Source organism: Mycobacterium sp. NGS67, assembly GCF_059812185.1.
Genome location: NZ_JCALCF010000013.1, coordinates 100,757 through 113,735, shown reverse-complemented (window position 1 = coordinate 113,735; position 12,979 = coordinate 100,757). Strand labels below are relative to the sequence as shown.

15 protein-coding genes are annotated in these 12,979 nt (G+C 64.6%); 8 read left to right on the top strand and 7 right to left on the bottom strand.

Annotation, left to right across the window (positions count from 1 at the left end; genetic code table 11):
- Positions 1-106 precede the first annotated feature (106 nt).
- Complete coding sequence (locus AC5Y4D_RS14730; protein ID WP_499946133.1) at positions 107-850, top strand: TetR/AcrR family transcriptional regulator; 744 nt, start codon at positions 107-109, stop codon at positions 848-850.
- 147 nt (positions 851-997) lie between these two features.
- Complete coding sequence (locus AC5Y4D_RS14725; RefSeq protein WP_499946134.1) at positions 998-2,554, top strand: flavin-containing monooxygenase; 1,557 nt, start codon at positions 998-1,000, stop codon at positions 2,552-2,554.
- Here AC5Y4D_RS14725 and AC5Y4D_RS14720 read toward each other — a convergent pair.
- Both AC5Y4D_RS14720 and AC5Y4D_RS14715 read right to left on the bottom strand, forming a co-directional pair.
- Complete coding sequence (locus tag AC5Y4D_RS14720; RefSeq protein WP_499946135.1) at positions 2,544-3,083, bottom strand: TetR/AcrR family transcriptional regulator; 540 nt, start codon at positions 3,081-3,083, stop codon at positions 2,544-2,546. The genes AC5Y4D_RS14725 and AC5Y4D_RS14720 overlap by 11 nt on opposite strands.
- The gene (locus AC5Y4D_RS14715; protein ID WP_499946136.1) at positions 3,067-3,513 is read right to left on the bottom strand and encodes an SRPBCC family protein; all 447 of its coding nucleotides are present in this window, start codon (positions 3,511-3,513) and stop codon (positions 3,067-3,069) included. Before AC5Y4D_RS14715 ends, AC5Y4D_RS14720 begins: the two co-directional genes overlap by 17 nt.
- Positions 3,514-3,593: 80 nt before the next feature.
- Here AC5Y4D_RS14715 and AC5Y4D_RS14710 point away from each other — a divergent pair, with 80 nt between their 5' ends.
- The 4 genes from AC5Y4D_RS14710 (at position 3,594) to AC5Y4D_RS14695 (ending at position 7,262) form a co-directional block, all read left to right on the top strand.
- Complete coding sequence (locus AC5Y4D_RS14710; protein WP_499946137.1) at positions 3,594-4,658, top strand: YncE family protein; 1,065 nt, start codon at positions 3,594-3,596, stop codon at positions 4,656-4,658.
- A gap of 50 nt (positions 4,659-4,708) precedes the next feature.
- The gene (locus tag AC5Y4D_RS14705; protein WP_499946138.1) at positions 4,709-5,482 is read left to right on the top strand and encodes an alpha/beta fold hydrolase; all 774 of its coding nucleotides are present in this window, start codon (positions 4,709-4,711) and stop codon (positions 5,480-5,482) included.
- A gap of 109 nt (positions 5,483-5,591) precedes the next feature.
- The gene (nrdF, locus tag AC5Y4D_RS14700; RefSeq protein WP_499946139.1) at positions 5,592-6,566 is read left to right on the top strand and encodes a class 1b ribonucleoside-diphosphate reductase subunit beta; all 975 of its coding nucleotides are present in this window, start codon (positions 5,592-5,594) and stop codon (positions 6,564-6,566) included.
- A 345-nt stretch (positions 6,567-6,911) separates the two neighbouring features.
- Positions 6,912-7,262, top strand: coding sequence for a DUF732 domain-containing protein (locus AC5Y4D_RS14695; protein WP_499946140.1), 351 nt, complete (start codon positions 6,912-6,914; stop codon positions 7,260-7,262).
- Positions 7,263-7,308: 46 nt separating this feature from the next.
- Here the strand turns inward: AC5Y4D_RS14695 and AC5Y4D_RS14690 are convergent, their stop codons facing one another.
- On the bottom strand, positions 7,309-8,070 hold the full coding sequence (locus AC5Y4D_RS14690) for a DUF1684 domain-containing protein (protein ID WP_499946141.1): 762 nt from the start codon (positions 8,068-8,070) through the stop codon (positions 7,309-7,311).
- A gap of 116 nt (positions 8,071-8,186) precedes the next feature.
- Positions 8,187-8,603, bottom strand: coding sequence for a hypothetical protein (locus AC5Y4D_RS14685; protein ID WP_499946142.1), 417 nt, complete (start codon positions 8,601-8,603; stop codon positions 8,187-8,189).
- A gap of 683 nt (positions 8,604-9,286) precedes the next feature.
- Here AC5Y4D_RS14685 and AC5Y4D_RS14680 point away from each other — a divergent pair.
- Positions 9,287-9,619, top strand: a complete 333-nt coding sequence (locus AC5Y4D_RS14680; RefSeq protein ID WP_499946143.1) for a hypothetical protein — start codon at positions 9,287-9,289, stop codon at positions 9,617-9,619.
- A gap of 72 nt (positions 9,620-9,691) precedes the next feature.
- On the top strand, positions 9,692-10,096 hold the full coding sequence (locus AC5Y4D_RS14675) for a hypothetical protein (RefSeq protein ID WP_499946144.1): 405 nt from the start codon (positions 9,692-9,694) through the stop codon (positions 10,094-10,096).
- Here the strand turns inward: AC5Y4D_RS14675 and AC5Y4D_RS14670 are convergent, their stop codons facing one another.
- The 3 genes from AC5Y4D_RS14670 to AC5Y4D_RS14660 form a co-directional block, all read right to left on the bottom strand.
- Positions 10,097-10,321, bottom strand: a complete 225-nt coding sequence (locus AC5Y4D_RS14670; protein WP_499946145.1) for a hypothetical protein — start codon at positions 10,319-10,321, stop codon at positions 10,097-10,099.
- Positions 10,322-10,433: 112 nt separating this feature from the next.
- Positions 10,434-11,474, bottom strand: a complete 1,041-nt coding sequence (locus AC5Y4D_RS14665; protein WP_499946146.1) for an NAD(P)-dependent alcohol dehydrogenase — start codon at positions 11,472-11,474, stop codon at positions 10,434-10,436.
- Positions 11,475-11,757: 283 nt separating this feature from the next.
- The gene (locus tag AC5Y4D_RS14660; protein WP_499946147.1) at positions 11,758-12,834 is read right to left on the bottom strand and encodes an iron-siderophore ABC transporter substrate-binding protein; all 1,077 of its coding nucleotides are present in this window, start codon (positions 12,832-12,834) and stop codon (positions 11,758-11,760) included.
- Between the last annotated feature and the right edge of the window lie 145 nt (positions 12,835-12,979).

Genomic DNA, 12,979 nt, shown 5'->3' with positions numbered 1-12,979 from the left:
CGAGTGTGTCATCCGCGACGGATCAGCGCGTGTTGCGTCGTGACATTCACGCTCGGCGCAGCGAGGAACGGCAGGTCAGCGGCGCCCAAGCGGTAAGGTGCTTGACGTGGTGCGAGTGCCTCGACCTTCTTTACCTCACCCCGGCCCCAAGCCGGCGGTGAAAGTCGACGCGCGCAGCGAACGTTGGCGCGAACACCGCAAGAAGGTACGCAACGAGATCGTCGATGCGGCGTTCCGGGCGATCGACCGGCTCGGTCCCGAGCTGAGCGTGCGGGAGATCGCCGAAGAAGCGGGCACCGCCAAGCCGAAGATCTACCGGCATTTCACCGACAAGTCCGACTTGTTCCTGGCCATCGGGGAGCGGCTGCGGGACATGCTGTGGGCGGCGATCTTCCCGTCCATCAACCTGGCCACCGACTCGGCGCGCGAGGTGATCCACCGCGCGGTCGAAGAGTTCGTCAACCTGCTCGACCAGCATCCCAATGTGATGCGGGTGTTTATCTCGGGCAGCTCCAGCGCGCAGTCGAACGCGACGGTGAAGACCCTCAATGAGGGCCGGGAGATCACGCTGACCATCGCGGAGATGTTCAACAACGAGCTGCGCGACATGGAGCTGAACAAGGCGGCGTTGGAACTGGCTGCGTTCTCGGCGTTCGGCTGCGCCGCCTCAGCCACCGAGTGGTGGCTGGGTCCCGGACCCGACAGTCCCCGCGCCATGACACGCGAGCAGTTCGTGGCGCAACTGACCACGATCATGATGGGCGTCATCGTCGGCACCGCCGAAACGATGGGCATCACGCTGGACCCGGACAAGCCCATCCACGACGCGCTGCCCGCCGCTCTGCCGTGAGCTGACTCGCACCCGCGTTGACATCGCGGAGGCGGAGGATAAGATTCGGACTAACCGATACCCGTGGTACTGGGTATCTGCGTTTCAGCGGTCGACCCGGGCCGTCCGACGGTCTCGGGGCGGCCACGACAAGAGAGATCAGTAACCATGACTGACGTCGTGACGCCGGCGGTAGAAGAATCCGGCAAACCTCGGTCGGACAAACCGCCGGTACACACCCGGGTCCTGATCATCGGCACCGGGTTCTCCGGGCTCGGCATGGCCATCGCGCTGCAGAAGCAAGGGGTCGATTTCGTCATCCTGGAAAAGGCCGCCGATATCGGCGGGACCTGGCGGGACAACACCTACCCCGGATGCGCCTGCGACATCCCCTCGCATCTGTACTCGTTCTCCTTCGAGCCCAAGCCCGACTGGAAGAATCCGTTCTCCTTCCAGCCCGAGATCCTGGATTACCTCAAGGGCGTCACCGAGAAGTACGGACTGCGTCGACACATTGAATTCAACTCGCTGGTCGACCGTGGCCACTGGGACGACGACGAGTACCGCTGGCATGTCTTCACCGCCGACGGACGCGAATACGTCGCGCAGTTCCTGGTGTCAGGGGCGGGGGCGCTGCACATCCCGTCGTTCCCCGACATCGACGGACGCGACGAATTCCTGGGTCCGGCGTTTCACTCCGCGGAGTGGGACCACAGCGTCGACCTGACCGGTAAGCGGGTCGCGATCATCGGCACCGGCGCCAGCGCCATTCAGATCGTGCCCGAGATCGTCGGTGACGTCGCCGAACTGCAGCTCTACCAGCGCACCCCGCCGTGGGTGGTGCCGCGCTCGAACCCGGAGATCCCCAAAGCGCTGCGGACGGCAATGGAGAACGTTCCGGGGTTGCGTGCGCTGGTGCGTCTGGCCATCTACTGGGGGCAGGAGGCGCTGGCGATCGGCATGACCAAGCGGCCGAATGCCCTGAAATTCATCGAGGCGTACTGCAAGTGGAACGTGTTCCGGTCGGTGCGGGACCGCGAACTGCGCCGCAAGTTGATCCCGAACTACCGCATCGGCTGCAAGCGCATCTTGAACTCGTCCACCTATTACGCAGCGCTTGCCAGCCCGAATGCCGAGGTCATCACCGATGGCATCGCGAAGATCACTCGCGACGGGATCCTCACCCACGACGGCCGCGAGCGGAAAGTGGACGTCATCGTCTACGCCACCGGCTTTCACGTCACCGACTCCTACACCTACGTCGACATCAAGGGCCAGCACGGTGAGGACCTGGTGGACCGCTGGAACCGCGAGGGCATCGGCGCCCACCGCGGTGTCACCGTCGCCGACGTGCCCAACCTGTTCTTCCTGCTGGGACCCAACACCGGCCTGGGGCACAACTCGGTGGTGTTCATGATCGAGTCCCAGATCCGCTACGTCGCCGACGCGATCGCCAAGTGCGACAAGAAGGGCGCGCAGGCGCTGGCTCCCACCCGCGAAGCGCAGGACCGGTTCAACGACGCGCTGCAACACAAGTTGTCCGAGTCGGTGTGGAATACCGGCGGGTGCGCGAGCTGGTATCTGGACGAGCACGGCAAGAACACCGTGTTGTGGGGCGGATACACCTGGCAGTACTGGCGGGCCACCCGATCGGTCAAACCCGAGGAGTACCAGTTCTTCGGGGTCGGCAAGGACGCTCGCCGCGAACTTTCGGCTAGTGCCTGAGCAGGTTCTCGAAGGCCTTCGCGGCCGCGTCGACGCCGGCTTCGTCGTCGGTGGCGACGAGGTCGAGTAACAGTCCGCGGATCACGGCGAGCCCCAGTCGCACCATTGCACGATCGGCGGTTCCGGCGGTGACGTCGTCGGCCTCGGCAAGCCACCCGTCGACAGCGCCGGGAACCATCTGCCCGAACGGGGTTTCGCCCTGCGCCGCCCGCGAGTAGCACTCGAAGAACAACCGTTCCAGCCGTCGCAGTTCGGGTCGGCGGACGTCGGCCCACATGGCGGCGAAACTGTCGGCCGGGCCGGGCGGCAGTTCGGGCAGCAACCCCATCTGTCTGCGCTCGACCTGCTCCACCACCGCCACCAACAGATTTTCCCGAGAACCGAAGTGGTGCAACAGCATTCGATGGCTGGTACCGACGGCCGCGGCGACATCGCGCAGCGAGCGGTCACCCACACCGCGCGTGGCGAACTCCTCGACCAGGGCGTCCAGCAGCTGTTGGCGCCGTTGAAGGTCAGGCGTGCGGACCATGCGCGCGGCTGCGCTCCTCGGCCCGGCGCTTCAGGCCGCTGGCCTCCATGGCGAGGTAGCGCCTAGTCATGTTGGTCATCAGCCGGCCTATCAACGCGCCCAGCACGCCGGACTGCTCGATCTGTTGACGGACCAACGTGGTGCCGTCCGTTCGGGGGATGACGTCGTGGCGTGCGCGCGCCAGGGCGCCGGGGGAGCGCTGTTCCCAGGTCCAGGACACGCCTGGCTCGATGTCGGTCACCGTCCACACCAGCTTGCCCATCCGGGGTTGCTTGATCGCGAACCGCTTACCGACGGCGAGAGCGGGCCCGTCCAGTGCGGCCAGCGAAGTGACCGACTCGGTCCACTCCGGCCACCGTTGGACGTCGCTGAACACCTCCCATACGGTTTCCGGCGGTGCATCGATCTCGGCGCTGTGCTCCGTATTCATGTACCAGATGGTACATGATTCATTGCAGCTTCGCCTACGGCTCAGGTATTGCGTGGCCCACCAGTGGGTATCACCCGCGTGTGATTCGAAAGCTGTGCGCCGGTTTGGCTTTGCTCGCGTTAGCGGCTTGCGGCCACAACGACGCGGCGACGTCGGCTGCCGGGTCGACCACGACCGGCATGCTGCCGGCGGGGGTGCCGACCGAGGGCAGCCGTCCGCCGGCCGTGAAGTTGCCGACGGCCGCCGAACCGCTCAAGGCGCCGGCGCCGGATGCGCCGGTGGGGCGGACCATCGCGGTGGGGCATACCCCGGAAGGAATCGTGGTCGATGCACCGACGCGGACGGTCGCCGTCGCTACCCATGATCCCAACGAGCTGGTGTTCCTCAACGCCGATTCCGGTGCCGTCACGGGCCGAATTCCGTTGCCGGGCAGAGTTCGTCATCTTCAGCTCGCGGCCGCCGGCGGTCCGGTACTGGTTCCGGTCGAGTCGGCCGATTCGCTGGTGCGTGTCGACCTGCCGTCTGGGCCCGCGCACGCGCCGATCCGCACCGGCACCGAACCGCACGACGCCGCCGCGGCATCCAACGGGACCGTCTTCGTCGCCAACGAACTCGGTGGCACCGTGGCCGTGTTGCGCGGCGAGCAGATCGTGAAGGTCTTCACCGACAGCGTTCAGCCGGCCGGGACCGCGGCGGTCGGCACCTCGATGGGCGTGGTGGACGTACGCAAGAACGACCTCACCGTCTACGACGCCGAACGCTTGACCATCGTCGGTTCCGCCCCGGCCGGCGCGGGACCCACCCACCTGGTCGCCGACCGACATGGGCGGATGATCGCGATCGACACTCGCGGCAACGCCGTCCGACTGTTCACGCCGCTACCCACACCCCGCGAGGTGGCCAGATTCGACCAGGCCGGCGGCCCGTACGGGGTCGCCTACGACTGGTCGCGTGACCGGCTGTGGGTGGCGTCGTCGGGCACCAACGAAGTCGTCGGCTACGACATGAGCGGACCGAATCCTGTTCCGATGCAACGCTTTCCGACAGTGCAGAATCCGTACACGCTCGGAGTCGACCCGGCCACCGGCAGGTTGTTCGTCGCCGGAGTGTCCGGCGGGGTGGTGCAGATCATCGACTCGGGTTGAGCCGCCGGCCGCTGGGTACCCCGCCACGACACGAGGGGGAGCAAGCAGCGATGAAGTTCATCCGCCGGGGATCCGGTCGACCGCTGCTGCTGGTGCACGGCCTCGGATCCAATTGGCGCAACTGGGAATCCGTGCTGCCGCAGCTGACGGCACGCCGGGACGTGATCGCGGTGGACCTGCCGGGGTTCGGTGACAGCGCGCCGCTGCCGGGGGAGACCACCATCGCCTCGCTGACCGATGCCGTCGAAGCCTTCATCGCCGCGCACCGCCTCGGTGATATCGACATCGTGGGCAGTTCGATGGGCGCCCGGATGGTCCTGGAACTGGCGCGACGAGGCCACGCCGGGACGGTGGTGGCGCTCGATCCCGGCGGCTTCTGGACCGACGCGCAACAGAAGGTCTTCCACGCGACCATCGGCGCATCGATCGCGCTGATCCGCCGCATCCAGCCGCTGTTACCGGCGCTGACCCGCAGCAGCGCCGGCCGGACCGCGCTGCTGCTGCAGTTCTCGGCCCAACCGTGGCGCCTGTCGCCCGACCTGGTGCTGCAGGAACTGCGGAGTTTCGACCGCGCGACGCGCCTCGACGAAGCACTGCACGCGCTGGTCCATGGTCCCAAGCAGCAGGGCGCGCCGGCCGGGTCGCTCAACGGTCGCGTCGTCATCGGCTGGGGCCGAAACGACCGCGTGACACCGCCCAGCCAGGCCCGCCGCGCTCGAGAAGCGTTTCCCGACGCCACGCTGCACTGGTTCGAGCGGTGCGGGCACTTCCCGCACTGGGATCAGCCCGAGCGCGCTGTCCAGCTGATCCTGGACTCGACATAGCGACACGCGAACACAACCCCTTGTGTTGCACGGGCTTGTCGGACCCCAGGGGTAGTGTTTGTGGCCTAAGCAACACAGCCCCATTCGGCCTGGTGAAGTGGAGTTCGGCGTGACTGGAAATGCAAAGCTGATCGACCGCGTCTCAGCGATCAACTGGAACCGTCTGCAGGACGAAAAAGACGCCGAGGTGTGGGACCGGCTGACCGGCAACTTCTGGCTGCCGGAGAAGGTGCCGGTGTCCAACGACATTCCGTCCTGGGGCACGCTGACCGCCAACGAGAAGCAGCTCACCATGCGGGTGTTCACCGGCCTGACCATGCTGGACACCATCCAGGGCACCGTGGGTGCGGTCAGTCTGATCCCCGACGCGCTGACCCCGCACGAGGAGGCGGTGTACACCAACATCGCGTTCATGGAGTCGGTGCACGCCAAGAGCTACAGCCAGATCTTCTCCACCCTGTGCTCGACCGCCGAGATCGACGACGCGTTCCGCTGGTCGGAGGAGAACCCGAATCTGCAGCGCAAGGCCGAGATCGTGCTGGAGTACTACCGCGGTGACGAACCCCTCAAGCGCAAGGTGGCCTCCACACTGCTGGAGAGCTTCCTGTTCTACTCCGGTTTCTACCTGCCGATGTACTGGTCGAGCCGGGCCAAGCTGACCAACACCGCCGACATGATCCGGCTGATCATTCGCGACGAGGCGGTGCACGGCTACTACATCGGCTACAAGTACCAGCGCGGTCTGGCGCTGGAGGACGAGGCGAAGCGTTCGGAGCTCAAGGACTACACCTATGAGCTGCTCTTCGAGCTCTACGACAACGAGGTCGAGTACACCCAGGACCTCTACGACGACGTCGGGTTGACCGAGGACGTCAAGAAGTTCCTGCGCTACAACGCCAACAAAGCGCTGATGAACCTCGGGTACGAGGCGCTGTTCCCGCGCGACGAGACCGACGTCAACCCCGCGATCCTCTCGGCGCTGTCACCGAACGCCGACGAGAACCACGACTTCTTCTCCGGGTCGGGGTCGTCGTACGTGATCGGCAAGGCTGTGGTCACCGAGGACGAGGACTGGGACTTCTAAAGGCGCAGCTCAGCGGGCGTTAATTTCCGCCGCGAGGTTCAACGCCAGCTAACGGACTGCGCAGGTGCTGCTATCAGTGCGGCGGCACTTCTTGCCCACATTGCGACCTGCTCTAGTGAGCTGGCACTCGTGCAGGCTTATGAGACCAAGCAAGGCAAGCGCTACCGGGTCGTCGGCGCGTCACCCCGTGGATTGTTGCGCCCGTCGGCTGCTGCCAGCAGGACTTTCTTAACCCGACTCGAAACGTGTCACGGCGACGCTGGAGTCACACTAATGTACGAGCTTGGCGGGTCGGAACCGCTTAGGAATGGAAGGCCAACACCTCATTAAGGGGAAAGACCCGTCATGAACACTGTCAAGACGGCAGCCTTCGTGCTGCTCATGGCTGTCGGTGTCAGCGCCGCCGGTTACGCGACTAGCGCCCCGCCAGCAGCTCAGGCCGACCCCAATTGCACAGAAGACTGTGGCGTGGACAAAGGCCAGTTCCAGTTGCCTTCTCTTTACATGCAGGGTGGCCTACAACCGCCGTTCGACATACCCCATGCGATCAGCACGTCGCATGCCATTTGCGACCGCCTGACTAAGGGAGCGACCCGCGACCAGGTTCGCTCGATTGCCGGGGACGGCTCACCACAGCAACAGGATGTCGTGATCAACGCCGCCATCAAGGTCTACTGCCCCGGAGTCAACGCATAAGGCACGCAATAGCGGCGGTGGGCCCCGGCGGGTGGGTCCGATTGACCTAGCGCGGGTTCTTCTCGCCCGCTTCGACAGCGACCGTCAGCCTGTTTTCCGGCGGGGCCACCGGGCACGTCGCGTAGTCGGTGAAAGAACACGGCAAATTCGACGCCCGATTGAAGTCCAGCGTCACCCTGCCGTCGGGACCCGGTTCGGCGACCGAAAGTGCCCGGCCGCCAGGGTATGTCGTGACGCCACTGGTTTCGTCGGTGAACAACACATGCAGGGGGCCCGAGGCCGCACCGAACGCGACGAGTTGCAGTGCGACACCGCAAAGTTCGAACTCGATGACGCCGACGGCGTTCAGATGGTGTTCGAGCCCTTCGACGACAGCACCCGTCGTCACGGTTCGGGGCCGCTCATACCGGATGAATGTGCCTGGTACTGACCAGCTTTGATCAGGAGCGTAGGTGGGGATGCCGGTGTAGGTCAGCAGGTGCGGCGACTTGGGGTCGTGCACGCGCAGCGCGGCCGAACCGGTCCTGCGAATGACCTCGATGCGGCGATCGCCGGCGTCAACCAGCAACCCCGGCGCGCCTTCGACGGGTTCGAGCCGTTCGGTTCCGTCGATGCCCTGTACATAGACGGCCTCTGCGTCCGCTCGCCAGCGACCGGGAAGATCCGCCACCTCGTCGAAATCTTCTGTTAGCCAATACAATCCGGTCAAACTCACCCAACCCAGCGGGTCGCGGTAGTACTGTTCGCGTTCTCGGTGCCAGCGTTCCCACGCCGCCTCGAATGTCTCGGCTTGCACAGGCGTCGTCATCACCGTCCTGCTCCTTTGGTTGCGTCCATGAAGGTGGGGTACGAGTCGGAGCTGATCCCGGTCACCGGCGCGTCGTAGCGGTCTCGGGAACGTAATTGTTTACTCGTCGTAGATTATTAATGCGACGGGGGTGAGCCATAGTCCTCAACATATTTAACGCAGAACTTTATCGCTTCCTTGAGTTGTTCACCTCGGTAACCTTCTGCCTGCATAGTAGCTTGGCAGCGCTTCTGAGTTTCAGACTCCCAGGGCTTTGTGGATAGCACGACGAAGAAAATACCTATAAGTATTACGACCAAAGCTGCAACCCCGAAAGCAATCATCATTTTCTTTGAGTCGGGCGAGGCGGCGGCCCATTTTTGAGAAATTGAGTCCAAAGGGGACGCTCCGACGCTACCCATGCCGCCAAGAGGGGGAGGTCCTCCAGGATCCGGCAACTTGTCGCGCCGTCCATGCCAGCGATTTCCGTCCCAATACACCTCAGAATCATTGTCATTGGGGTCCGGATACCATCCGGCGGGTTTAACAGGCATGACATCCCCTCAGGATCGGTCGACCGCCGCACGGGCCGCTGGCGAGTAAAACCCAAGTTCTAAAGCTGATTACCGGAGGATATGTCGACGTGCATCAAGCGTCCAGGAAGGATTCGTCCGAGAGCGCCATGCCAGCAAGTAATAGGTGCAACGGCCGCACAACTACGACACGGTGGCCGAGCTGGTTACCGAGCGCAGCGCCAAATCGCAGGGCCGGCTTCAAGGTCCGCAGCTAGCGAGAAGGGCGCCAACGCAGACCCAGGACGGCAGCGGCAACGGGCAGCCCATCACCTTGCACTGCTCGTCCATCATGGTCGCTGCAGCAGCACGCCAGTCAGATGCCGTTGTTTAATAGTTGAGTGCGTCCGATTTCCTTTCGCATTGGACCCATCAGGAACGCAGAATTCAATAGTCACAGCTGTCACAAAGATTTCGGGCTGTGACGACGAAAAATCAAAAATCCACGACCCAATTCAGGGAAACGGCCACGCCGATGGCTGCCGAAAGTTAATGTCGTTGCGGGGTTCGGGGCGGAGATTGCCGGGGGGCATCGCGCGTTACCGCTGGTCTATTCAGTCATAACTTGTCGTGCGCCTTGGACGAGGCATGCGCACAAACCACATCAAAGTATCCCGACGACTCCATCGTCGGGGTTCATCAATGACCCCTGCTCGGAGAACGCAATGAAGAAAACCATCATTGGCGGCATCGGCGCCGCCATAACCGCAACCGGCGCAATGTTATTCGCTGCGGCGCCGGCGCAGGCCGACGTATTCACCGTGTGCCCCTCGGGCATGAGTGGAGTTTCGACCGAAGACACCAGCTGCGCTTTTGCCGACAATGTTCGCTTCGCCTGGTACGCGCAGCCTGGAACCATCGTCACGGCATACAGCCCGGTCACTCGCGAGACGTACACGATGCAATGCACTCCGACGTCGACAACGTATTGGCTCGAGGCGAAGCGCTGTGTGGGTGTGAACTCTTACGGCACCGGATTGATCGTCTACGTCGATTAGCGCAGTCAATCGCAGATCGGCACTCCCTGGCGCCTGGCGTCGACTCATTCAAGACTTTCGAAGGAGAACTCAATGACTACTGCACCAAAGCCGGGATGGTATCCCGCCCCGAATGGCCGAGGACAACGATGGTGGGACGGCCAGGCGTGGGGTCCGGACGCCCCTCAGCCCTGGAATTCGGCGCCGCCATTTGCGCCGGCTGTGACACTTCCTCCGCAGGAGAAATCGAGCGAGATCGCTTTGCTCCTCACTGTGCTGTGGCCGGGCGGAGGACACCTCTACCTAGGCTTGACGCAAAAGGCGATCCCATATGTCGTTGCCAACGCGATCGGTCTCGCGTTCGGCTTACTGCTCTTCATTCTGCTTCCGATCGCGGTGGTGATCTGGGTGGTGACTCTGTGCATGACGGTCGGCAGCGTTTCGAGGGACACCTATTTGGTCAACGACGCAATTCGTCGCGGCCATCGCATTAATTGATCACGCGGGGTTATCACTGCCCAGACCGTTGTCGGCCAAATAGGTCACTGCAAACCACCGCCGGTGCGGGCTCTCGTATTCCTCGGTGGCAGTGGCGCGCTCCAACCGAACGTCGGTCAGGTGCGGATTCTGCGCGCGCACAGCGTCTTCGAGTGCGGCATGCAACGCATCGCCGGCCAGAGCGGCGCCGGCGAGCGCCTTTCCGTCGTATCTCGCCCAACTCACGCCCTACATCTTGCTCCGAATTCCGGCAGCAGGTGTTCGGCCCACGAACGGCGCGTTCCGGCCTGCCGTCGCCGGCACCGACGAGCACGGGGAAGCCGCCGGGGCGGCAGCCTCACATGCGTGAGATGTCGATGACGAAGCGGTAGCGCACGTCGCTGGCCAGCACCCGCTCGTAGGCCTCGTTGACGTAATCGGGTGCGATGACTTCGATTTCGGGCGTGACGTCGTGTTCGGCGCAGAAGTCGAGCATCTCCTGGGTCTCGGCGATGCCGCCGATGTTGGACCCGGCCAGGCTGCGGCGCGCCAGCGCCAGCGCGAAGGCCGGCACCGGCATGGGGTGCTCGGGAATGCCCAGTTCGACGAGCGTGCCGTCGACGTCGAGCAGACCGAGGTACTTGCTCAGGTCGAGGTTGGCGGACACGGTGTTCAGGATCAGGTCGAAGCTGCCGCGCAGCTTCTTGAAGGTCTCCGGGTCCGCGGTCGCGTAGTAATCGCTTGCCCCCAAGCGCAATCCGTCTTCCATCTTCTTCAGCGACTGCGACAGCACGCTCACCTGGCAGCCCATCGCCGCGCCCAGCTTGACGCCCACGTGACCCAATCCACCCAGGCCGATGATCGCCAACCGGGTGTCCTGGCCGGCCTTCCAGTGCCGCAGCGGCGAGAACAGCGTGATGCCCGCGCACAGCAGCGGCGCCGCCTTGTCCAGAGGCAACGACTCGGGAATCCGGACCACGAAATTCTCGTCGACGACGACGGCCTGGCTGTACCCGCCGTAGGTGCGGGTGCCGTCCTTGTCGATGCCGTTGTAGGTCATGGTCGCGCCCCGCTTGCAGTACTGCTCGAGTCCGGCCTTACAACGGCTGCACTGCTGGCAGGAGTTCACCATGCAGCCCACCCCGACGTGGTCGCCGACCTTGTGCTTGGTCACCTCGGAGCCGACAGCACTCACCACGCCCGCGATCTCGTGGCCCGGGACGACGGGGTAGCTGGGCACGCCCCATTCGGCCTTGACGGTGTGGATGTCGGAATGGCAGATCCCGGCGAACTTGATGTCGATGGCCACGTCGTGCGGCCCCGGTTCGCGGCGTTCGATGGTGGTCTTGGTCAGCGGCTCGGTGGCCGAGGTGGCGGCGTAGGCCTGCACAGTGCTCATCTGTAGATCCCTTTTTCGATTGGTTCGCTATATAAAAGCTTAGCTAAGGTAACGGTCGGGGGCCAAACGCTTATTCCACGGCCCCGGCGGCCACGCGCGAAACGCAGCGCTCAGCCCGTAATCTGTGAGTCGGATTTCTGCTGGTTGTGGGAGGTTGGGTGGTCGCGTGAACGCCGAATTCGGTCCCTACCTGCTGTTGGAAGTCCTCGGCGAGGGCGGCATGGGCCGAGTGTTCCGGTGCTCGGCATCGCGATGACCCGGACGCGGGTACCCGGGCCCCCGACTAGTTGATCGGGGCGTTGATCCAGCGCAGGTCGCCGAGGATGCCTCGGGCGGCGACGAGCCCTCTGCCGGACTGCCAGATCTCGTCGTTGACGACGAAGACCCGGTTGTCCCGGTTGGCGCCCAGCTTGCGCCACGGGCCGCTGTCCAGGATGGTGCCGGCGCGGTCGGTGGCGGCCTGGGTCGCACATGACACATAGATGATGTCGCCGTCGGCTGCGGAGAAGTCCGGGTTTCTGGCCAGGTCAGCGTCCGTGCTGCCGAACTCCAGGTAGGGCTTGTCGGTGAACCGCTGAGGTCCCGGTCGGTCCACTTTGGCAGCGGTCAGCACGCTGGCCGGGAAGTTGTCGGCACCGTAGACCCGCAAAGTGGTCTCCGTCAGCTGGACCACCGAGACCTGAAAATGTGGCGCGTCGTGTTTGGCCGCGAAGTCGCCGGCGCGCTGGTTGAAGCTGTCGATCAGGGCCGCGGCGGCAGCCGCCCGCCCGGTCGCTGCGCCGACGCCGCGCAGATTGTCCATCCAGGCCGCGCCCGGTGCCGCGGTGAACACCGTCGGCGCGATCGCCGCCAGCTGCGGGTACAAGGTCGGCGTCAGCGCCACCGAACCCAGGATCAAATCCGGGCGGGCGCCGGCCACGGCCGCCAGATCCGGCGAGTCGCTCGAGCCTGCGTTGGGTGCGTCGTGCAGCGCTTTCCCCAAGTAGGAGGGGTGACTTGCGGCCGCGACGACGCGGGATTGCAGGCCCAGCGCGCACAGTGCGTCCAACTGGTCACCGGAGAGCACCACGATGCGCTGCGGGTCGGCGGGCACCTTGGCTTCGGCGGGGGTGACACCCGCGACGTTGCGCGCTGACCGGGTCGGCGGTCCGGGATCGACCGCGGCGGCTTCGGGGGCACACGACTCGTCGGGCCTGCGGTCGTTGCCCAGCACCCCGGCACCGGCGATCTGGGTGGTGGGGCTGATCAGCGAACGCGACGTCGCCGCGGACGGGTCGTCGGATCCGCAGCCACCGGCGCTCAGCACGACCGCGGCCAGGAACACGACGCCCAGACAGTGTCGCGGGCCGCCGGATCGCACGCCTTCGACGTTAACATCCGACCAGCTCAGGCCCGTCGATCGCGGCGGGCGACCGGCGTCACACGCGGCGATTACGACAGTTTGTAGGACCAGACCTTCCGCGAACCTGATCGGGGGCTAAGATTCAGAAACATGTACTGGGATT

What these genes read in the sequence shown, in the direction of transcription:
- AC5Y4D_RS14690 (WP_499946141.1), bottom strand. Translation starts at nt 8,070, where the DNA reads ATGACGACGCCTGTGCAAGCCGAGACATTCGAGGCGGCGTGGGAACGC.
- AC5Y4D_RS14665 (WP_499946146.1), bottom strand. Translation starts at nt 11,474, where the DNA reads ATGAGCACTGTGCAGGCCTACGCCGCCACCTCGGCCACCGAGCCGCTG.
- AC5Y4D_RS14685 (WP_499946142.1), bottom strand. Translation starts at nt 8,603, where the DNA reads ATGCCTGTTAAACCCGCCGGATGGTATCCGGACCCCAATGACAATGAT.
- AC5Y4D_RS14705 (WP_499946138.1), top strand. Translation starts at nt 4,709, where the DNA reads ATGAAGTTCATCCGCCGGGGATCCGGTCGACCGCTGCTGCTGGTGCAC.
- AC5Y4D_RS14715 (WP_499946136.1), bottom strand. Translation starts at nt 3,513, where the DNA reads ATGAATACGGAGCACAGCGCCGAGATCGATGCACCGCCGGAAACCGTA.
- AC5Y4D_RS14725 (WP_499946134.1), top strand. Translation starts at nt 998, where the DNA reads ATGACTGACGTCGTGACGCCGGCGGTAGAAGAATCCGGCAAACCTCGG.
- AC5Y4D_RS14720 (WP_499946135.1), bottom strand. Translation starts at nt 3,083, where the DNA reads ATGGTCCGCACGCCTGACCTTCAACGGCGCCAACAGCTGCTGGACGCC.
- AC5Y4D_RS14680 (WP_499946143.1), top strand. Translation starts at nt 9,287, where the DNA reads ATGAAGAAAACCATCATTGGCGGCATCGGCGCCGCCATAACCGCAACC.
- AC5Y4D_RS14695 (WP_499946140.1), top strand. Translation starts at nt 6,912, where the DNA reads ATGAACACTGTCAAGACGGCAGCCTTCGTGCTGCTCATGGCTGTCGGT.
- AC5Y4D_RS14675 (WP_499946144.1), top strand. Translation starts at nt 9,692, where the DNA reads ATGACTACTGCACCAAAGCCGGGATGGTATCCCGCCCCGAATGGCCGA.